Genomic DNA, 20671 nt, shown 5'->3' with positions numbered 1-20671 from the left:
GACTATTCAGCGTCCTGCTCGTCCGCAAAGACAACTTGACCGTCCGCAAACGCCGCAATCCGCGCAAGCGAAACCACGCGTACCCCTTGCTCATCAAGCATCTGCCGTCCCTTTTGGAATGTCTTTTCGATAACAATGCCGGCACCCACCAACGTGGCTCCGGCATCCGCAATAATCTCAGTCAGGCCCTTGACCGCCTGCCCGTTGGCGAGAAAGTCATCAATGATCAACACCCGGTCGTCGGCACTGAGAAACTTGTGGGCAATGGCGATGGTATTACTAGTCTGCTTGGTGAACGAAAAAAAACGTTCGCGGTATACAGATCATCCTTCAACGTCAACGACTTGTGCTTACGGGCAAAGACCATCGGTACGTGAAATTCCATCGCGGTCGCCAGGGCTGGCGCAATCCCCGAACTTTCCACCGTCAAAATTTTAGTAATATTGGCATCGTGAAATTGACGATAAAACTCCGCACCCATCGCTTGCATTAAATCGGGATCCACCTGGTGGTTCAAAAAGTTATCCACCTTCAACACGTCGGTCCCAATCACCGTCCCATCGCGACGGATACGATCCTCAAGTAATTTCACCGTTTAATTCCTCCCATTAATGACAAAGTGCTTCAAGATGATGATAACTTTAACACAAAAGCAGTTCCTACACAACCGAATAAAATAATGCTACATGAATAAATCATTCGGGTTTAGCTCGTTTAGCTCGAGGCCACAGCACTAGCATCAGCATGATACAACAAAGCGGCCGCCCTGACCGGGCCGCCGCTTACCGACTGCTGCTAGACGTATTTTGCTGATCGTAACGGTAGAGCCGGTACTGTTGAATTATCTTGATTAATTTACGGGCATAGGTGGGATCCGTCACGTAACCACTGCTCTGCAATGCCCGGGCAGCGTCTTGGTACGTAGCCGCGTGAATCACGCCCTGATACTGCTGGGCATTCCAGCTCGTGCCGTTTTGCAGTAGCTCAGCGTGCTCCCGCATCGACGCGTAGTCGCTACTGTAGGTGCGAAACTTCGCGGTCACCGTGACCCACTGCCCGTGACGATATTCCTGCGTCGACAATTCCTTGCCAACTTGTTGCGCGTCAGCTTTGACCCCGAAAAGATTGTGGTACTGGCTGGCGAGCTTACTCGTCCCCCAGTCACTTTCCAACACCGCCTGCCCTAACGTAATACTGGCCCGGACACCATAGTTGATTTGTAGCGTTTGGGCGTAACCTGCAAGGTGATTGATAAACTGCTGGTGCTGGCGGTTGGTTGTAGCTACCCGCGCGGCATTATTACCCGCTTGTTGAAATGCCCGTACTCCAATCACCGTCACTCCCACTACGATAATTGCCAACGTGGAGATCAGCCCTGTCGGGAGTGGGTGGCGCCGCCACCAGCGCGACCAGCGGCGCCGCAGTTTGGATTTACGTTTTCTCGCCATGCAGACACCCCCAGTAAGTCAGTGTAGTGTAATTAATAGGCTGAATTGAAATTTATATAGTCAAATGCTCATAACCAACGAATACTAAACCACCAAGGTAAAAATCTGCAGCAGAGTATAAATTTTCCAGCGTCAACATAGTTGGTATTTGCAACTCTATCCCACCCAACTTCACATTAACCAACAAACACCTACTATTTTTTTTCTTCTGTCTGCCCTTATAGCCAAATGCTTCAATAGCAAAAGCCACCAATCCTAAAAGTGTGACTAGCATACCTGTTCTTAATCCCGGAGTATCGTAATAAAGGATGATCTTGCCTTCCTTATTAGGGATACCAATAAAGCCATAATTTACTCGAGGCAATATCTTATCACTACCCTTTAAATGCCAACCAGTGCTATATGGAATAGTACTAGACAAAACGGCCGTTTTTTTTGACACTGTCTGGGGAAGTAAACGAAATTTTATCTGGGGAAATCTTCATACTCTTTGCGGCATCATCCTGAGAAATTGCCAAATCAGTCTGTTTAATCGAGGGTGTTACCCACACAGTTAACTTAAAACTGATATAGCCAGTAGGAGGCAGTGTTAAAGTCAGGGTTGAATTATTCCGTTGTACTTCACCAAGATTAATTGTTGTTGCAGATTCCGGGTTAAAGAACGATAAATCGTACCTCCCTGACTGGTTAAAGTAGTTTTTGTAACCACCATAATTGAAATTGATGCTATAAAGTCCTCCGTTACTATTACTTAATAAATTATTTTTAAGCCAATTCATCTTGAATAGTCGCGTATTTCTACGATTACCCATGGCACCATTGGCGTTATATTGGTTTACAGCATTTGAATAACGTTGCCTGAAGGAATATGGAACATACACTATGTTTTGTAATGAAACATGTAGCTCTCTGCCCTGCATTGACTTTTCCAAACATAAATTGATACTTTTCGCACCATTGTTCAAATTTTGTGCTCGATGAACCGTGATGCTTTGATGCACAACGCTTCCTCTCTTGATTGGCACGATTTGGCTTGCAAAATCAGCACTGGCTTCTTGCCTAACTTTTATCGCACCATTTACCACTTGAGTGCCAATAATGGCTCCTTCCTTACTAGATGGGCTCAGCCTAGAAAATTTTCTTGCTGAACACCGTTCTTTCTGGGCAAATACCAGTGGAAGCACATTGCTGGTTGAATAATCAATTTGTCCATTAACTAATCGTCCAGTTGCTTTATACCCCAGTGGGGCACCTGATCCAGGACGAACATAAACATGCTTGACGCCAAGATATTTTAGTAGAATTGATCGGTTATCCAAATTGGAAATTGCAATATTAGGATTAGCCGCTTTATTTTGTAAAGCCTTGCTGAATTTAAACAAGTCATTATTTTGAAGCGACCAATAACTTTCAATATTATGTTTTCCACCAATAGAGGGTAAATTCCCATACCTAGCAACGCCTTTGAATGCCCCCAATTCATCGTTTCCAACCAAGATACGCCCATGCGTATAATAATTATTCTGCTCACTCACAATTTTCCGCAGAGCGCTATAACTAATAAGTTCTGATTTTTCACTATCCCATTGATTAGTATGTGTTCCTCGCATAATGACTGCTGCATTAATAAGGGTCATGAAAATCATAAACAGTGGCACAATCAGCGTATTACCATAACTTCCCATTTTTTTTTAAAGGTACACTCAAAAATACCAATTCAGCAAAAAAAAGTAAACACAACAAACGCAGCACTAAAACCAACATTAAATCCTGAGATTGCAAACAGACTAAAAGCCGATAAAATACCAACCACAAACATGATCAGAATATCTTTATTGGAAAGGGAAACACAATTTGTAACCATCCTCGCAGCAGATAAGGCAATGGGAAAAAGGAGCATGAACACCCAACGATTGCTGGGTGAGCTACCGCCATTAATAAATGCCGCTACTACCGGAAACATCACAGCTAAAACTGCAAGTAAAAATATTACATTGGTGGTTTTAAACTGCTTCCACCGTCTTAGCGACCATACACATCCCATAACACCAAAACCAATAACTCCACCAACGACCCAGAATTCCATATTAAAGTTGCTAATGAGTGTTCCCGGCAAGCTAACATAATAGCTTAAAGGATACACACTTAGCCCGTTGGCTAATTGATGGCCAGTTCTAGCGGAACCCATCACTTGTATTAGCGATGGCAGCAGTATTACTGCGCTGATCATGCTCCAGTAATCACTGACAATATTACGGATAATATTGATTTTACGCGAACTAATTCGCGGTGTGTAGCCAATAGGGAAATCCAAAAAAACAAAAGTTCCTATACCGAGAAGCTCACCAAAATAAAAGTTATTCACTAACGCCCACGCCACAACTAACGTTAAACCAATTCTATTACGTTTATTAGCAGACGTACTGACTTTATAAACGTTTAAAACTAGTAGTGGCAATATAATTAGCGCCGTACTGAAAAAGGGATGAGTATACAAAACCCTGGAGGTATATCCAGAAAATGTGTACACTAAAGCCCCAATTAATAATCCTATTTGAGAAAGCTTTGAAATACGTTTGGCTGCAAAAATAAACGATATACCTATTAGATAAACACGAAATATCGCGGCTACGGTGTAATAATAGCCCAGTAATGAGGCTGGAAAAATCAACGATGGATAAAAGAAAATATCACCAATTACGTAATAAGACAAAACACCGATTGTGTCCTGACCCAGGCCAAAATGCCAATCAAATTTCGGAATGTAAGAATGATGCAATAATAAATTTATAACTTCATTGTGCCAATAAATTAGCGCTGGAAAATGTTGACCTATTCCATCATTGTTTTCAACAAGGCTAACACCACCCACAAACAGAAATCCCATGGTAACCAGCGTGACGATGAGAAACATCACGCTATACCAAAAATATGTACTCTTAAAAGTCCTCTTCAAGAATATTCCCTCCACGCAACATTTACCATTTGCATACGATTCACCGATACAAAGGACAAGTATATATTCTGGGCGGGTAACTGTTCAAGTGAAGCCACAGTATGCACGCCTGAAATGCTATTACACAATAGTTCATAATATATACGTGAAAAATCAGCTGTATCGATTATTTGGCAAACACAACTACTAATTAGTATCCTAGTGAAAAACTAGTTTGACTAATTCGGCGAATTTGGGGCACAAAAAAAAGCCGCCCGGCGAACCGGACGACTTTTTTAACAATGAACTAGTCCTTGTTGACGTTAACCGCCTGAGGACCACGATCGCTGTTTTCAACTTCGAAAGTTACGGCTTGGCCTTCTTCAAGGGTTTTGTAGCCGTCGCCCTGGATAGCGGAAAAGTGAACGAATACGTCACTGCCGTCCTGACGAGTAATAAAACCGTAACCTTTTTCAGCGTTGAACCACTTTACAGTACCATTTTCCATTAGAAAAATCCTCCTTGCACCTAACTAGTGCGTTTTAAAATAATGTGTGCATTTCTTGTTTGGTGCAAAAGGAGATATTCTAACGAACAATCGAACCCTTGACCATTCAAAAAGTACATTGTTATAGTAACACGGCCTCGACCCACTTGCAAGCTTTTGAAATCCTTTTCTTGGTTTATTTCTGGGCGTTGACGACCAATGCGAACTGCCGCTTTGTATTCAGTAATTCACCCAAGCTCCGGGTAAACAACAGCGTCTCGTTGCGAATCAGCAACGCATTTTTATCTTTGGTCAACGAATTCTGTAACAAATTACGCTTAATCTTTTTAACCGCAGTCATTAATGTGGCTGACGGTGACTCTTCACCAAGCAACTTGGCTGCAGCTGCCACGACTCCACGTAACGCGTCCCGTTCCTCCAGCTGGCCGCCACCCTCATCCAAACATTTCTGCATGGTGCGAAGCTGTTCGTATTGATGATTGCGCATCTCAAAGTAGGCCCGGTAGTAGTCGTTCTCTGCCAAGATCTGGTTGTCGTAATGTTGAAACGTCCAGCGGCGTCCGTGATCAATGGCTTCTTTAACCTGCGCCAACTGCAACCACACCCGGTCAGCCGCTGCTTGGTTATCAGCCTGGTTATTACCGGTCAGCTCCTCAGCCATGCTTTGCAACGTCGTCGTCATCATGCTGGTGACCGCCGTTTGGTGCGTCTGAATTTTGTCATCGACGTTGGGCATGAATAAATTGAGAAAGATGCCCACCGCCGAACTGATCACCACAATAACGAACAGGCCCAATAGCTGATTGCGGTTCACCACCCCGTTGGTCAACATGACGGTGACGATAATGGCGCCCTCAACGATACCCTCAGTCATGCGTAAACCCACCATGACGGGAAAGAAACACAGTAAGGTTAGTCCGTATGCCCACGCGTTAAAGCCCACTAGTAAAAAGAAAACGGCACCCAGCGCGCCGGCAATCACCGCGGCGATACCACGGTGCAACGCCAACCGTACGCTTGCCCGTGTCGTCCCGCGAACGGCTAACACCGTCAATAAACCGGCTACCCACCAGTTGGCAATGCCCAGCATTTCCACAATCATCATCGCTACCACGGCACCAACAGCTGTTTTCACGGTGCGTAACCCAATGCGCATGAATGATCGTACTCCTTTCCCAGTAAATTCATACCACCATGTTCAGACGGATACTGCACGCCGTTAACGCCGGCGAAACCGTATTAACGCCTGACCCAGGATGGGCGTGATCACTCCAGCCATGATCACCTCAGCAATTGCGTTCACTCCCAGTAGGGCCAACATCACCCAGCCAAAGTTACTGGTATTAGCCCCATGTCCAATAAGCGCGGCGGCCTTGCTGGCGTAAAATACCCACGTCAACGCCACCACCAATAGCGTGTTGGTTAATGCCGCGCCAATACCGGCTATGGCCATCTTAATACTGCCACCAACACCCGTGCGTACACGGGGCAGTAACTGGTTAAACAGTACCCCCGCCACCAAACCGGCCAAAATCCGCGGCAAGAAGGCAATGATGGGATTCCGGAACAGCAAAATCGTGAGCACATCGGACGGCCGCACAAAGGCCATGATCCAACTAGACAGGCCCCACACGGCCCCAAGTGCGGTCCCGTAACTGGTACCCAGCACAACGGCCCCAACGATAACGGTTAGGTGCAGTGTGGTGATGGAAATACCCCCCAGGGAAATGTAGCCCACCATGGGTAATGCTGACTGCAGAATAATTAGTGCTACTAATAGGGACATAATACTGATACGGTAAGCCGAACTACGACGTCGACGCATGGTTACGTCCTCCTTAGAAATTGATACGCCTATTTTACACTAAACTAGCACTGAAAACTTTGCCGACAGCGTAATATGCTACTGACAATGGTGCTAACGTTACTAGTGTCCCCAAGGTCGTGACGTACCCAGTGCCGTGATAGTAGCCGACCCGGAAACGCTACTTCGCTGTGGGGCAAACTGGTCCACTTGATGATACAAAAAAAAGAGCACCGACAACGCGATACTCTTCATGAGTGCGGGCGAGAAGACTCGAACTTCCATGGCCCAAGGGCCACAAGATCCTTAATCTTGCGCGTCTACCAATTCCGCCACGCCCGCATATCTGCTATGCTGTGCTCATAAGCACAAGAACTATTATGCCGTGAACCGTAGTTGATGTCAACGCCAATTTAGAATTACGCTGGCGGTTTTGCATGATTACGGACCACATTAACAGCAAAGGAGAACCGATTTATGGCCATTCGTACCGCTCAACTAACCGACGCGCCGACCATCGCGCGTCTGCACCAACAACTAATCAGTGAGCTTGCCCAGCTGAATCCCACCATGTTCAAACCACTCGGTGAGCCTGACTTACAAGCCGTCGCCAAATACATCGTAGGCGATAGTGCCACCGCTTTTGTCCATGACGTGCAGCCCGTAGACGCCTTTGCCACCGTCACCACCGCCACGACTGGTGCAGGCCCCGGCATCATCCCCCACCGCTTTGCGTACCTAGTTGACATCTACGTGGCCCCGACCGCTCGCCGTCACGGCGTTGCCAGCGCGTTATTAGCGGCCGTGCAAACTTGGGCAACCGCAGCGCACCTCGACTTTGTCCAGCTTAACGTTGCGGCCACTAACGAGGCCGCCCGCGCCCTGTACCAGCATTTGGGGTACACGCCACAATATACTACGCTCCAACTGCCACTCAACCACTAACCAGGTTTGTTGACCAAGACCAGGCGACCATGGCACCGACTGCAAACGTACCGCTTGGTGTTAATGTGTCGCCGCCGCGGATACTCCGCGCCGCAGCGGGTACAACGATACAATAATGTCGATTGTGGGCGGCCGCTGGTCAGTGCGGGAGCGTAGCGTAAACCATCCACCTGCTGTAATAACCGTCGAAAATCCCGGTCACGGTGCTTGTAGCCGCGATGGGCTCGGTATAAGTGGTAGTGGGTCAGCTCATGACGAATAATGCCCACCTGGGTGGCGTGATCTACTACCGCAAACATGCGGGTATTGAACTCCAGGTGCATATCCCCCGGGAAGAAGCGCCCACCCGTGGTGCGCAACCGACCATTGAACACTGCCTGGTCAGTGAATGGGCGACCAAAGTCTTGGGCGCTGACACGTTCAACTAAGTCCTGTAACTCCTTCGCGTTCATACCGACACCTCCCCGAGTTAGATTGGCACCTATTGTACTACAAAAAGGCGGCGTACACTCCCAACTGGGCCTGTACGCCGCCGATTTTAGCTCTACGCAAAGTACTGCAGTAAGTCTGCCCGGGAAAGCTGCTGCTTCTCGTCACCACTGTAATCCGCCACGATGTGACCCGCATCAACCACAATGAGTCGGTTACCGTAGTTGAGGGCGTCGTCCATCTGGTGGGTCACCATCAAGCACGTTAAGTGATTCTCGGCGACGATCCGCTGAGTCAATTCCATGACGGCTTGGCTCGTATGCGGATCCAGGGCGGCGGTGTGTTCGTCCAGCATCAACAATTCTGGATTGCGCATAGTGGCCATTAGCAGTGACAAGGCCTGCCGTTGGCCCCCAGATAATTCTTCGGTTGGCTTATTCAGCGCCTCGTCCAAGCCGTTGGGCGCTAACGCCGTAATTGCCTTAAACCGCGCCATCTGTGCCCGCAGTGCGCGCGATTTCAGACCAAGCCGCTCGCCGCGGTGCGAGGCCAGCGCGAGGTTTTCGGCCACCGTCATCCGTGGTGCGGTCCCCATCTTGGGATCCTGGAAGACGCGCGCAATCAGACGCGCGCGTTTTTCCGGTGACTCGCGGTCTACCCGCTGGCCAGCAATATGAATCGTACCGTGGGTGATTTCGAGATCCCCAGCAATGGCGTTAAACATGGTCGACTTGCCCGCGCCGTTGGTACCAATGACCGTGGCAAAGTCGCCCTGGTCAAGCTTGAGGTTAATGTTGGACAGTAACGTTTTGACCTCATGACCAGCCACCACGTTGACCGCAACGTCTTTGAGTTCTAGCTGTGTGTTAGTCATCGCTACTTACCCCTTTCCGTAGCGTGCGCTTCAAACGGAACCGGTCGTTCAATTGCGGCAAAATGATGGACAACGCCAGGACCACGGCCGAGACCAACTTGAGGTCGTCCGCAGAGAAGCCCAAGTCCAGCACGATTACAATGACAAACCGGTACACGATGCTGCCTAAGACTACGGCAATCAACCGCTGGCTCAGGGTCAATTCACCAAAGAGCACTTCGCCAATGATAATGGCGGCGAGGCCAATGACGATGACCCCCACCCCCATCGAGACGTCGGCATAACCATCACTTTGGGCAACCAGCCCGCCAGATAAACCGATCAGGCCGTTACCCACTACCAAGCCCAGCACCTGCATGTGGTCAGGATTAATCCCTAGAGAGCGCGCCATGTTGCGGTTATCACCGGCAGCAATGAAGCCTTGGCCCAAACGCGTGTTGAGAAACACCATCAGTAGTGCCACCACGATGGTGACCACAATGAAACCAAAGATGACGCTACCGATATAGGGCGGCATGCTATTCATCCACTTACCGGTAAAGAGGTTTTTCATCCCCAGTAACGACAAGTTTGACTGCCCCATAATCCGCAGGTTCACCGAGTACAGCGCCGTCATCACCAGAATGCCGGCTAGTAGTAGCGGCATGTGGCCCTTGGTGGCCAATAAACCCGTGATCAATCCGGCCACCATGCCCGCCAACGCAGCGAGAATCGTCGCAATGATGGGGCTGACCCCATGTGCAATGGCCGTGACGGCTACCGCCGCGCCAAACGGGAACGTCCCTTCAACGGTCATATCGGGAAAATCGAGGATCCGGAAAGTCAGGAACAAACCAATGCCCATGATACCGAACAGTAAACCTTGACTAATTGCTGAAATCCATACACCCATTTATTTCACAACCTTTCCGGAAGCTTTTGCCTCCCGCATTAACTGCGCGGGAATCTTGATACCTAGCTGATTGGCAACTTTTTGGTTGATTACCAAATCACCCTTGGTCATAAACTCAACGGGGGTGGTGGCAGGATCTTGACCCTTGAGGATGCGTGCCACCATCTTGCCGGTCTTTACGCCCAAGTCGTACTGGTTCAACCCCACCGTGGCCAAGCCACCGTCTTCAACCATCGTGTCAACAGTTGGGAAAATTGCCTTTTTGGCGCCATTCGCCACACTCGCCAACGTTGGCATGGCACTAGCAATGGTGTTATCAGTTGGAACAAAAATCGCGTCAACCTGCGTCACCATCTGTTGGGCTACCTGCTGGAGATCATTGGTCGAGTTGATAGAAAATGTCTTGATGGTAAAGCCGTACTTAGGTGCCTTTTGTTCGACCAACTTCACTTGTGCTTGCGACGAATCGTCTGAACTGGTGTAGATTACGCCTAACGTTTTAGCGTGTGGTAAAATCTTGCGAATCAATTGGAGTTGTGCGTCTATGGGCGCCTGGTCGGACACACCAGTCACGTTGCCGCCGGGCTTCTTCACACTGTCAACCAGCTTGGCTGACACGGGTCGGTAATGGCTCCCATGACCACCGGAATCTTGCTGGTCGCGTTCGCCAGCGCCTGCGCCGATGGGGTCGCAATGCCCACCGTGGCGTCCTCCTTTTCGTTTACGAACCGCGTCGCCATCGACTTCAGGTTGCTCTGGTCATTTTGCGCGTTCTGAAAATCGATTTTGAGGTTCTTCCCCGCGGTATAACCTTCATCTTTGAGTCCGGCCACAATTCCTTTGTGAATTGCGTTCAGCGCCGGATGTGACATCAACTGTAAGATCCCGACCTTCTTCACTACTTGATGTTGACGCGGCTTGCTGGTACTGGCGGTATGCTGCGGCATCACGTCAGCAATGTAGCAACCGGCAACGAAGAGCACCAAGGCGGTAATAAATGCAATCATTCGTTTCATAGCGTTTCTCCTTCTCCCTCGTGACAACTACAAACGCAGGCAAAGAAAAAGACTCCCACAAAGTTAATTGCGGAAGTCTATTGTGTGCTCCCGCATAGGACTGATCCTTCATGGATGCCTATGCGGTCACGGTGAAACAAACCAACATAGACACAACCTGCGTCTTGGCAGATTGCGTCTACGCAACCCACCCCATGTTAGCTTTGCCACCAACCATTGAGTTTAGTACTGGGGTTAAACATGTTGGTTTCCTTCTTTCCCGATTGATTAATATATGATGAGTGTACCGTGTGGCGGCGGGTGGTGTCAATGGCAAATTACACCAATAGCGAAATCTTCTGAATGTACTTCGTAATCTTGTCGGTTTCCGCGTCTTGCGCCTGTTCAGCGGCATTAAACTTCGCTACGTCGATGGTCCCCCCATCCTGCAGACTGTCGGTCATATCCTGGCATCCCTGCACAAAGCGGTTGAAGGCACCGACCAGTAGCTTGTGGTTACCCAGCAACCGTGCCGGCGCGGCTGCGGCATCCAGCTTGGCTGCCAGTTCACGATACTCAGCGGTACCGTCGGCAAAGCTGCTTTGAATGTCCGTAAACTCTTGACCATCCACTGCAGCTAGCCGATCATCATCGATTGCCGTGCGTAACGTCTGAAACTGCGGGCTCATCCGGTCCTGCAATTTTTCTACGTCCGCCATGACGTCGTTAATTAAACGGCCGTACTGGTACATCTTCTGTTGGTTCTTATTCATGGATAGTTCCTCCGCGTTAAATTAACATAGCAAAACGGCGCCCACATGAGCGCCGTTTGTTGTCTCACAGATTATATTTTAACCTTTAACACCCGCCGTTGGAAGAACTTCACGATTTCCACAACCAAAATCATCAAAATACCAGCACCAGCGACCATGCCCCACTGTAGAGCGTTCAACGTCGTCACGTGGAACAAGCTGTTAAAACCAGGCACCACAACCGTTACCGCCAAGGCCAAAGCAGCCACGCCAATTGCCCAGTTAAACGCCCGGTTGTTCCACACGTGCATAGTAAACAAGGAACCGTGGAGCGATTTCACGTTAAAGGCGTGAAACAATTGGATTAACCCCAACGTCACGTATGCCATGGTCAACGCATCCGCATGCATTGCTGCGTAACCAGTATGCACCGGGAAGGTGATGGCTAACCAGTACACTCCTAGGGTCAATGCACCTTCAAGAAGTCCCTGCCAAATGATGGCTGAACCCACCCCACCGGACAAGAAACTAGAATTGCGGCCTCGTGGTTGCTGCTGCATAATGCCAGGTTCGGTGTGTTCTACGCCCAACGCAATGGCTGGTAACGTGTCGGTTACCAGATTGATCCACAAAATATGCACCGGCGCCAGAATATCCCAACCAATCATGGTCATCATGAACAACGTCAGGACTTCCCCTAAATTGGCGGACAGAAGGTACTGGATAGATTTAGTAATGTTGGCAAATACTTTGCGACCAGCCCGGACTGCATCCACGATGGTGCTAAAGTTGTCGTCTGCCAAAATCATATCAGATGCGCCCTTAGCAACTTCCGTCCCGGTTACCCCCATCGCGATCCCAATATCCGCCGCTTTGAGGGCCGGTGCGTCGTTCACACCATCACCGGTCATCGCCACCACTTTGCCTTGTCCTTGCCATGCATTCACGATACGAACCTTATGCTCTGGGGCTACCCGGGCGTAAACCGAGTAGTCCTGCACGGTGTGAGCAAAGTCTTCATCACTAATCTGGTCGAGCTCTCGGCCAGTAATAACGGCGTGATCATCGCCCGGGGTAATGATACCCAGTCGCTCCGAAATAGCTTGCGCGGTGTCGCGATGGTCACCCGTAATCATCAGTGGCCGGATACCCGCGCGCTTGGCTTCCGCCACGGACTGGCGCACCTCTGGCCGCTCGGGGTCGATCATCGCTACTAGCCCGGCAAAGATGAGTTGATGCTCAATCAATGTAGCGTTCACGTCGTCAGGAATTCGGTCCATAATTCGGTACGCCATCCCCAGCACCCGCAAGGCCTGCGTCGCTAATTGGTGGTTGATACCCAGAATGTCGTCGCGGTCACTCGCTGTTAGGTCGCGTACCCGCCCGTCACGGTCAATCGCAGACGACACCCGCAACAGTTCGTCCGGTGCGCCCTTGGTGGCCACCAAGTACTGGCCGTTACCTAAATCATGGATTGTCGACATCAATTTCCGTTCGGAATCAAACGGCACTTCGGCAACACGTGGCGTCTTGCTTAACTCATCTTGGTAATCAAAGTCGTGCTGCTGAGCAAAAGCCACCAACGCGGTTTCTGTAGGGTCACCCAACAACGTACCGTCATCCTGCCGGTTAGTATCATTAGCAAAGCTCATTACTCGCAGTAACTGACTGTCGGAGTCTACTCCGGCTTTAGCCGGGTGTAATTCACCATCATAATAGGTCTGTTCGACGGTCATTTTATTTTGGGTCAACGTGCCCGTCTTGTCGGAGGCAATGATTTCCGTGCTACCCAAAGTCTCAACTGCAGGTAGCCGGCGCACCAAGGCGTTCTGCTTGGCCATTTTTTTTGCGTACCTAACGCCAGAATGATTGTCACAATGGCTGGCAGCCCTTCCGGAATTGCGGCCACCGCGAGCGAAATCGCCGTGAGAAACATGTTGGCCGGAGATTCAGAGCCTTTCGCCAGACCGACCACGAAGACAATGGCAGCAATCACCAAAATCAGGACCGTCAACGCGCGGCCCAGCTTGGCTAAATTAGCTTGTAGCGGCGTCTGCATTTCCTTCTGGTTGTCCAGCATGGACGCAATGTGCCCCACTTCAGTGGCCATACCGGTCCCAGTAACCACACCGACACCGCGCCCATAAGTCACGTTGGTACTCATGAACGCCATATTGGTTTGGTCACCCACACCGACTTTATCCGTGATCAGTGCAGTTTGCTTGTTGACGGGTACACTTTCACCCGTCAGTGCGGATTCCTCAATTTGAAGGTTAGCGGACTCAATCAGGCGCAAATCGGCGGGGACGACATCCCCCGCTTCCAGCAGGACAATATCGCCAGGTACCACCTCTGCACTGCGCACAACGACCACTTTGCCATCACGCCGCACGTTGGCGTTGGGACTCGTCATCGCCTGCAACGACTCAATGGCCTGCTCGGCTTTACTTTCCTGAAATACCCCAAAGACGGCATTCAGCAAAACCACCGCCAGGATGATACCGGCGTCTGCCCACTCATGCACGACGACCCCGGCCACCAGTGCCGCCACTAATAGCACGATGATCATAAAATCCTTAAACTGATTCAAAAAGCGTCCAGCCAATGTTTGCTTCTTTTTTTGCCGCTAGTGCATTGGGGCCAATTTGCTCTAACCGGCGTTGCGCCTCCTGGGCGGATAAACCATCGGGGGTAGTATGCTGGTCCATTAACACATCTGCGGTATCGCGTTGATAACTGGGTTTGTTTGCCATGTTGCTGCCTCCTCAAATTTTGACCTAGGAATAAAAAAAGGCTTATGCACTTCAAGCCAAAATTGGCTCAAGTCCATAAGTCTCACCGGTTTAAGGTAGCACCAGGATTTATCCTTGGTGGCACTACCGCCGACAAGTGGTCGGCTGGTTACTCCCTTATCTTTACTGTTAGTATACACGAATAACTGAATGCGGAGCAAGCACTATTTTCGCCATGTTAGACAACACCACGTGCATCTATCCACCAGCGCGAACCATCGACAAACTGCACGTAAACCCACTTTGTACGAATGGTATCAGCCGTCTTCAAGACGGTCGCAGTTTGCTCGTCATACTGTTTGGCTGTCTTCACGGCCGGAATTTTAGTTGCAACGCTGGTAAAGTACGGTGCCGTTTGGTATAAACCATCGTTACGGTCGTGTTGCTGAACAGTCACCTGATAACTTTGCGGTTGTTCATTAGTAACAGTATCAAATGCCAGAACACCGCATTTATCCATCCACCAAGTTGTCCCATTATTGAGCTTGATTTGCACCCAGGTAGCACGCTTAGTGACTGCCTCGGCAATCACTTGAACTTGCTGGCCATTATATTGCTTAGCAGTCTTAGCTGCGGTCAGGTAGGTGGACTCACTGGTCATATACGGACCTGTTTGGTATAAACCATCGTTGCGACTGTCTTGTACAATTTGTGCGGTATAACTAACTGATTTTAGTGACAATATTGGGTCGTATGGATAAGACACCGCACCCCGCTGATCCATCCACCAAGTTGAGCCATCATTCATCCGTACGTGAATCCAGGTAGCTCGCTTAGTGACCGCTTCACCCAGCAACCGTGCACCTTGACCGTTATACAAACGGGCAGTTTTCCAAGCCGTCGTATAGGTAGCCGTACTCGTCATATAAGGACCCGTGGCGTATAATCCGTCATTTCGCACATCCTGGACAATTTTGACAAAACCACTATCTGATTTTTGAGAAATGATAGAATCAAGAAAACCAACTCCGCGGGAATCCATCCACCAAGTAGCACCATCATTAAAGCGTACCTTCACCCAAGTACCTAAAACGGTTGTTGCCTCCGCAATGGCAGTCGCTCCCTGATCATTATACTGTTTGGCCGTTTTAGTCGCCGGAATGATAGTTTGGGCACTCGTGTGGTAGGGGCCGGTAGCATAAAGCCCATCATTACGATGATTTTGGTCAACAAACACATTTGCATTGAGAACATGTCCATTGGTAATTTGGTCATACGTAGCGATAGCCCGTTTATCAACCCACCATGTCGCGCCCGACGCCAAACGTATCTGTACCCAGTTGGCCTTACTAGTGGTTGCTTCCGCAATGACTGTCACAGCCTGGTTATTAATACTATCAGCGTGCTTAGTTGCGTACAAGAAAGTTGAAGTACTAGTCGTGTACGGACCACTAGCGTACAAACCATCATACCTACCACCTTCGTGAATATAAGCACCGTAATTGACCGACTGTTTATTTGTCACGGCATCAAACATTTTGGTATCTGAAACCTGCTGAACGGCTCTTCGATCAACCCACCAGGTCTCACCCGAGTTAAGCTGAATTTCCACCCACCAAGCGCGTGCTGTTTGGGCCCGACGCAAGACACGTACATATTTCCCGTTCAACGTACGCGCTGAAACCGTAGCGGTAGCTTGGGTTGAGGAACTGGTATAGTAGGGACCGGATTTGTACAGGCCATCATTGCGACTACCCTCCACAATTTGGCCGCCATAGTTAACCGCCACGTTAGACTTGACCGCATCGTAGTGAATGTTTGAAGCCACCGCGTGACCACTAATTGTGTCACCACCGAAAGCAATGTTGTCCAAAATGGTCAAGTGATATTCATCAATTAACTGTATCAGCTTACCAGCATAGGTCGGATCCGTAGCATAGCCGTCGCTATGCAAATCATTGGCCACGGAGCGGTAATCCTTGTTACCAATAATGTTAGCATACCGAGAGTTACCGCTGATAAACGCACCGTGGTCTTCAAAGCTAGCAGTGATTGAGGAATATGCTCGAAATTTGGCGTTCACGGTAACCGTGCGCCCGTTAATCACTTCATTCGTGGCAATGGCGTACGTTGCCCCATGCCAACTAGAGTCGGCCTTAATACCGAACATGTTATGGGCGCGCTCAGAAAGCGTTGATCCACCCCAACCACTTTCCAGAATTGACTGGGCAACAGTAATGGAAGGCAGCACTTTGTGTTCATACCATCCTGCTAATGCCCCTTCTTCCACACTCACAATGTAGTTTTGTTGTTTGGCAGACGAACTAAACGTTGGTTGTGGAATCGTACTTGATACCGCCACAATCTTTTGTGGGGTCTTTGTTGCAATATATTCTTGCATCGCCGCGCTTTGAGCAGCGGAGACACTACTTGCATCCCCATTCACCGTAACAACATGGATGGCAGCCGAAGAGGCTGGGAAATGTTACTACCAACGCCTGCAGAAGAAGCCGTACTGCTTGCTGGTGCAACAGTTGCAGTGGTAGCAGCAGAACTGACTGCGTTTAATTTTTGGGTGCTTGCGGCATTACCAGCACTACTTGCTTCCTGGGTATTAGCATCAACACTCCTTCGTTGTGCGTCACTACTGGTCGCACTACTTGTTGCTGTAGTCTGAGCATTACTAGCCGCACTGGTTGAGCTTGCTCCAGTTGCGGAGGTCGTATTCTGGCTGGCAGCACTACCCGTCTGACTTTGTTCAGTGGTTGAGACTGTGCTGGCATGAGTTGTACTAATGTTGCCACCAGCAATCACACCCAAAACAACCGCAGAAACAAGCACCACAACAGATTGCGAATAGTGCGAATGTTTATAAAACCTGATTAATTGTTTATTGCTTTTATCCATACCAAAGTTCCTTTACTGATTTCAGTGTTTGCCACATCTATATGTACAGTAAAAGCAAGGTAAGCATATGGCCACCTTGCCTTACTAAAGTAACTATTACTGTTGCGGTGTAACACCACGTTTATCCATCCACCAACTAGACCCATTGGCAAACTTGACAAGTACCAAGTTGCGCGAGGCGTAGTGGCTTCAACAGTGACAGTAGCTTCTTGACCGTTGAACTGTTTAGCAGTCTTAACCGCCGCCAGCTTAGTTGCCAAACTGGTATAGTATGGTCCCGTGGCGTACAGGCCATCAGTCCGACTCGACTGATTAATCAGCACCTTGTAATTTACGTTCACGCGGTTAGAGATAGGATCAAACGCCAAAATACCGCGTTTGTCCATCCACCAAGTGGAACCATTTTGCAATTTAACCTGAACCCATGTGGCCTTAACCGTAGTCTCTTCCTTAAGGACAGTGGCGGCCTGGCCATTGTATGGCTTAGCGGTCTTGGACGCCGTTGCGTAGGTGGTTTCACCAGTCATGTACGGTCCGTCGTGGTACAAACCGTCATTGCGCGAGTTCTGAATAATCTGTGCATTGTAGCTTACATTACTGGTGGATAATACTTTGTCGAAGCTAAATGGTGCAACGCCACGTTTATCCATCCACCAAGTGGAGCCGTCGGCAAACTTAATGTGGACCCACGTAGCACGCTTCGTGGTTTCCTCACCTAAAACCGTTGCACGCTGTCCGTTGTATTTCTTGGCAGTCTTCCAGGCAGGCACAAAGGTAGAATTATTTGTCATGTAAGGCCCACTAGCATACAGCCCATCATTGCGATTATCTTGACGAACAATAACAGTTGACGTGTTATCGTTTTTAGACAAAATTGAATCAAAAAAAGGTAATACCGCGCTCATCAAACCACCAAGTTGAACCATCTTCTAACTTAATCTGAACCCATGTAGCTAATGGTGTCTTTTCTTCCCTAATGGCTGTTGCAGTTTGCCCGTTGTACTTCTTTAAAGTCTTAGCAGCTGGCAAGATTGTTTGTGCACTAGTGTGATAAGGCCACTAGCATATAAGCCATCATTTCTTTTATCTTGCGTAACGCGCACTGTGACATTACCCAGGGACTTCTCGCCACTAATTGAATCATAAGTTTTAATACCAGCCTTATCCATCCACCAGGTATCACCATTGCTCAAACGGATTTTAACCCATGTTCCGCGACTAGTAGTCTCTTCAGCAAGCACACTAACAGGCTGTTTATCATATTGAGAGGCATGCTTGGCTGCAAATTCAAATGTTGAAGGTCCAGTCATGTATGGTCCATCTTTGTAGAGCCCATCATTGCGATAAGATTGATCCAGATAAGCAGAGTAACTAACAGTTCTGCTGGACAATACCTTGTCGTAATCGACGGTGATACCGCGCTTATCCATCCACCAGACAGCACCTGAAGAAGTTTGAATTTGCACCCAGGTAGCTCGCTTAGTCACTGCCTGGCGCAAAACCTTAACGCTTTGTCCATTCAACGTTTTGGCGCTAACAGTGGCGGGCACACGTGTTTGATCGCTTGTGTAGTATGGACCTGTAGCATACAAACCATCATTACGGTTATTCTCAGAAATAGTTGCATTGTATGTCTTAGCAACATTTGAGGTGATAGTGTCGTAAAAACCACCGTAATCAAAGTACGCTTTAGCCAAATCCAGAAATTGAGAAGTGTTGTACCCCCAACTGTTCAAATAAGCAATTGGGTCTGTGTGGTCAGTACCACCCAAGTAATGAGTAACATCATAATGGGTCCATAACGTCCCAGACCCATTATGTTGCGAGGCCAAAGTTAGGTTCCAACCGTACTCGTGAGCTAAATACGCCACGTACCAAGCCGCGTTACTAATTGAATGTGCAAAATCATTACGGCTCCGCGCAGTGACTAGTTCAAACTGCACGAACCGCTTGTTCCCCTGTGGACCTGATCCCCAACACCCATAGTTGGTATCGTGAATGTTAAGAATAGTTCCAGCATCAATAAATGTGTGTACAAACGCATTCTTCCATCCGCCATTAATTTCATAATTAGCCTCATTACGGGCGCTATAATTAGACGCATTATCCGTATAATGAAAAACCACACCAACCGGCTTATTACCACTAGTGTTGTACTTAAACATCTGAAAGGTATGCAATTCTTTCGTGATGCCCACGGGCTGAATTTTATTGTTCGCAATATAACTATTGATAGATGAGCCTGTATGTAACTCGCTCTGCGTGATCACCGCCGCATTAACTTTTGGGGAACCCACACCCGTATAACCTGCCAACACCGCCGCGGAGATTAATCCCACCACACTGGCGGTAGCCACTTTAACAATTTTATTCATATCAATTCTCCCGTAGTAACCCACTAACTTCACTTTGCTATTATACAAGAAAATCTTAAGAATTATATTACACTTTTATTGCGAATTCGGCTGTTAGCACTTGCCTTTTGAAGCCGATTTATCCATCATAAGTGGTGTCATGATGGATTGGAAAAGAATGGAGTAGATAAAATGACAACAAAGGGTTTATTCGTTACTGTTACCACACTAGCTACTTTAGCAATTTTGGGAGCCGCATGTAGTACTGATAATAGCAAAACGGCCAAAGGCGCCATTACTTCTGGCAATGAAAGCATGAAAAGCAGCAACTACTCGGCCGCTGAAGCTTACTACAAAGTAGCCCAGCAAAATGACACAGAGAATAAAAAAAGCTGCTAGTTATGCTAAGGCAGCAAAAAGTCTTGCGTCAGCGGACAAGCAAATGAACAACTATCACCTAGCTACCGCGCTAAAGCAGGCTAAGTCAACCCACAATGGCACTTCAGCCATCAATGCTGCCAAGAAACGGCTCGTCAAAAAAAATCACTGTGCGCCAGCAAACCATTAAGGCATTCAACCACGAAATTGCGTTAGCGAAAACGGCCGCGAGCAATGGTAATTCCGCGTCAGATCTGGGCACCATTAATGACTTGTTAGGCGACCACGATATCCAAGCGAAACAATACTATCAGATTCAGATTAAAGCACTCAAACTCAAGGTCAGCCTGCTCAAGGGCGCAACCGCCAATACCGATGCTAATGAAAGTACCACCGGCAGTGCTACGACGAATAGTAACAATTCATCATCAGACAATAACCCCTCTTCGAGCATTTCCTCGTCAACATCATCATCTGACCATGACGGGAGTGACGCAGTTTCTAGCGTCACTAGCGCCGAAATTGAACAAGCACGTAAAGATTTACAGTCCGAGGGTGTGGATCCATCAGCTTGGAGCGACGCCGACATTGCTCAAGCCATTCTTAACGCCAAGAAAGATGGCCGAACCAAAGTAAAAGAATCTGACATGGAAAACTATCAGAATTAAGTGATCATTCATTTCATCCAACGCAACAATGGCATTAAAACGAATAAGGC

19 protein-coding genes, 1 tRNA gene and 3 pseudogenes are annotated in these 20671 nt (G+C 48.5%); 3 read left to right on the top strand and 20 right to left on the bottom strand.

Annotated elements, in window-relative coordinates:
• Positions 1–2: 2 nt before the first annotated feature.
• The 9 genes and pseudogenes from JCM13996_RS00695 to JCM13996_RS00655 all read right to left on the bottom strand — a co-directional run bounded on the left by JCM13996_RS00695 (position 3) and on the right by JCM13996_RS00655 (position 7037).
• Positions 3–592, bottom strand: a pseudogene (locus JCM13996_RS00695) (xanthine phosphoribosyltransferase).
• A gap of 190 nt (positions 593–782) precedes the next feature.
• Positions 783–1448 carry a glycoside hydrolase family 73 protein gene (locus JCM13996_RS00690; RefSeq protein WP_054749217.1) on the bottom strand — a complete coding sequence of 222 codons (666 nt, stop codon included), beginning with the start codon at positions 1446–1448 and terminating at the stop codon, positions 783–785.
• Positions 1449–1500: 52 nt separating this feature from the next.
• A complete protein-coding gene (locus JCM13996_RS00685) occupies positions 1501–1869 on the bottom strand; it encodes a YfhO family protein (protein WP_162205148.1) in 369 nt (122 codons plus the stop codon).
• Positions 1862–3094 carry a hypothetical protein gene (locus JCM13996_RS00680; protein WP_156321787.1) on the bottom strand — a complete coding sequence of 411 codons (1233 nt, stop codon included), beginning with the start codon at positions 3092–3094 and terminating at the stop codon, positions 1862–1864. Before JCM13996_RS00680 ends, JCM13996_RS00685 begins: the two co-directional genes overlap by 8 nt.
• Before the next feature lie 71 nt (positions 3095–3165).
• Positions 3166–4404, bottom strand: coding sequence for a YfhO family protein (locus JCM13996_RS00675; protein WP_054749214.1), 1239 nt, complete (start codon positions 4402–4404; stop codon positions 3166–3168).
• Positions 4405–4690: 286 nt separating this feature from the next.
• Complete coding sequence (locus JCM13996_RS00670) at positions 4691–4891, bottom strand: cold-shock protein (protein ID WP_054749213.1); 201 nt, start codon at positions 4889–4891, stop codon at positions 4691–4693.
• A gap of 175 nt (positions 4892–5066) precedes the next feature.
• Positions 5067–6047 (bottom strand): aromatic acid exporter family protein, encoded by a 981-nt coding sequence (locus JCM13996_RS00665; RefSeq protein ID WP_054749212.1) that lies wholly within the window; start codon positions 6045–6047, stop codon positions 5067–5069.
• A 63-nt stretch (positions 6048–6110) separates the two neighbouring features.
• Positions 6111–6716 carry an ECF transporter S component gene (locus tag JCM13996_RS00660; protein ID WP_054749211.1) on the bottom strand — a complete coding sequence of 202 codons (606 nt, stop codon included), beginning with the start codon at positions 6714–6716 and terminating at the stop codon, positions 6111–6113.
• A gap of 237 nt (positions 6717–6953) precedes the next feature.
• Positions 6954–7037, bottom strand: a tRNA-Leu gene (locus JCM13996_RS00655).
• A 135-nt stretch (positions 7038–7172) separates the two neighbouring features.
• Between JCM13996_RS00655 and JCM13996_RS00650 the strand changes: the two genes are divergently transcribed.
• Complete coding sequence (locus tag JCM13996_RS00650) at positions 7173–7640, top strand: GNAT family N-acetyltransferase (protein ID WP_054749210.1); 468 nt, start codon at positions 7173–7175, stop codon at positions 7638–7640.
• Here JCM13996_RS00650 and JCM13996_RS00645 read toward each other — a convergent pair.
• The 11 genes and pseudogenes from JCM13996_RS00645 to JCM13996_RS00605 form a co-directional block, all read right to left on the bottom strand.
• On the bottom strand, positions 7637–8092 hold the full coding sequence (locus tag JCM13996_RS00645) for a SprT family protein (protein WP_054749209.1): 456 nt from the start codon (positions 8090–8092) through the stop codon (positions 7637–7639). The two genes, JCM13996_RS00650 and JCM13996_RS00645, sit on opposite strands and share 4 nt — an antisense overlap.
• 92 nt (positions 8093–8184) lie before the next feature.
• Positions 8185–8943 (bottom strand): ABC transporter ATP-binding protein, encoded by a 759-nt coding sequence (locus JCM13996_RS00640; RefSeq protein WP_054749208.1) that lies wholly within the window; start codon positions 8941–8943, stop codon positions 8185–8187.
• Positions 8936–9835, bottom strand: coding sequence for an ABC transporter permease (locus JCM13996_RS00635; RefSeq protein ID WP_054749207.1), 900 nt, complete (start codon positions 9833–9835; stop codon positions 8936–8938). Before JCM13996_RS00635 ends, JCM13996_RS00640 begins: the two co-directional genes overlap by 8 nt.
• Positions 9836–10851, bottom strand: a pseudogene (gene trpX, locus JCM13996_RS00630) (tryptophan ABC transporter substrate-binding protein).
• 317 nt (positions 10852–11168) lie between these two features.
• Positions 11169–11603: a hypothetical protein gene (locus JCM13996_RS00625; protein ID WP_054749206.1), complete on the bottom strand. Its 435-nt coding sequence runs from the start codon at positions 11601–11603 to the stop codon at positions 11169–11171.
• 71 nt (positions 11604–11674) lie between these two features.
• A pseudogene (locus tag JCM13996_RS00620) lies at positions 11675–14335 on the bottom strand (cation-translocating P-type ATPase).
• 217 nt (positions 14336–14552) lie between these two features.
• On the bottom strand, positions 14553–16715 hold the full coding sequence (locus tag JCM13996_RS00615; protein WP_054749205.1) for a GW dipeptide domain-containing protein: 2163 nt from the start codon (positions 16713–16715) through the stop codon (positions 14553–14555).
• A gap of 41 nt (positions 16716–16756) precedes the next feature.
• Positions 16757–17155, bottom strand: coding sequence for a hypothetical protein (locus tag JCM13996_RS10685; RefSeq protein WP_156321786.1), 399 nt, complete (start codon positions 17153–17155; stop codon positions 16757–16759).
• 41 nt (positions 17156–17196) lie between these two features.
• Positions 17197–18126 carry an SH3-like domain-containing protein gene (locus JCM13996_RS00610; protein WP_054749204.1) on the bottom strand — a complete coding sequence of 310 codons (930 nt, stop codon included), beginning with the start codon at positions 18124–18126 and terminating at the stop codon, positions 17197–17199.
• Complete coding sequence (locus JCM13996_RS12685; RefSeq protein ID WP_162205147.1) at positions 18101–18250, bottom strand: SH3-like domain-containing protein; 150 nt, start codon at positions 18248–18250, stop codon at positions 18101–18103. The genes JCM13996_RS00610 and JCM13996_RS12685 overlap by 26 nt, the downstream gene beginning before the upstream one ends.
• The gene (locus JCM13996_RS00605) at positions 18229–19596 is read right to left on the bottom strand and encodes a GW dipeptide domain-containing protein (RefSeq protein ID WP_054749203.1); all 1368 of its coding nucleotides are present in this window, start codon (positions 19594–19596) and stop codon (positions 18229–18231) included. The genes JCM13996_RS12685 and JCM13996_RS00605 overlap by 22 nt, the downstream gene beginning before the upstream one ends.
• Before the next feature lie 171 nt (positions 19597–19767).
• On the opposite strand from JCM13996_RS00605, the gene JCM13996_RS00600 reads away from it, so the two are divergent.
• Complete coding sequence (locus JCM13996_RS00600) at positions 19768–19974, top strand: hypothetical protein (RefSeq protein WP_054749202.1); 207 nt, start codon at positions 19768–19770, stop codon at positions 19972–19974.
• Positions 19975–20069: 95 nt separating this feature from the next.
• The gene (locus tag JCM13996_RS00595) at positions 20070–20621 is read left to right on the top strand and encodes a hypothetical protein (protein WP_156321785.1); all 552 of its coding nucleotides are present in this window, start codon (positions 20070–20072) and stop codon (positions 20619–20621) included.
• The last annotated feature ends 50 nt before the right edge of the window (positions 20622–20671 follow it).

The organism is Lacticaseibacillus thailandensis DSM 22698 = JCM 13996 (assembly GCF_001312865.1).
Taxonomy (GTDB): Bacteria; Bacillota; Bacilli; order Lactobacillales; family Lactobacillaceae; genus Lacticaseibacillus; species Lacticaseibacillus thailandensis.
Note: the sequence above shows the minus strand (reverse complement) of the source record. Positions and strands in the feature narration are given on the sequence as shown.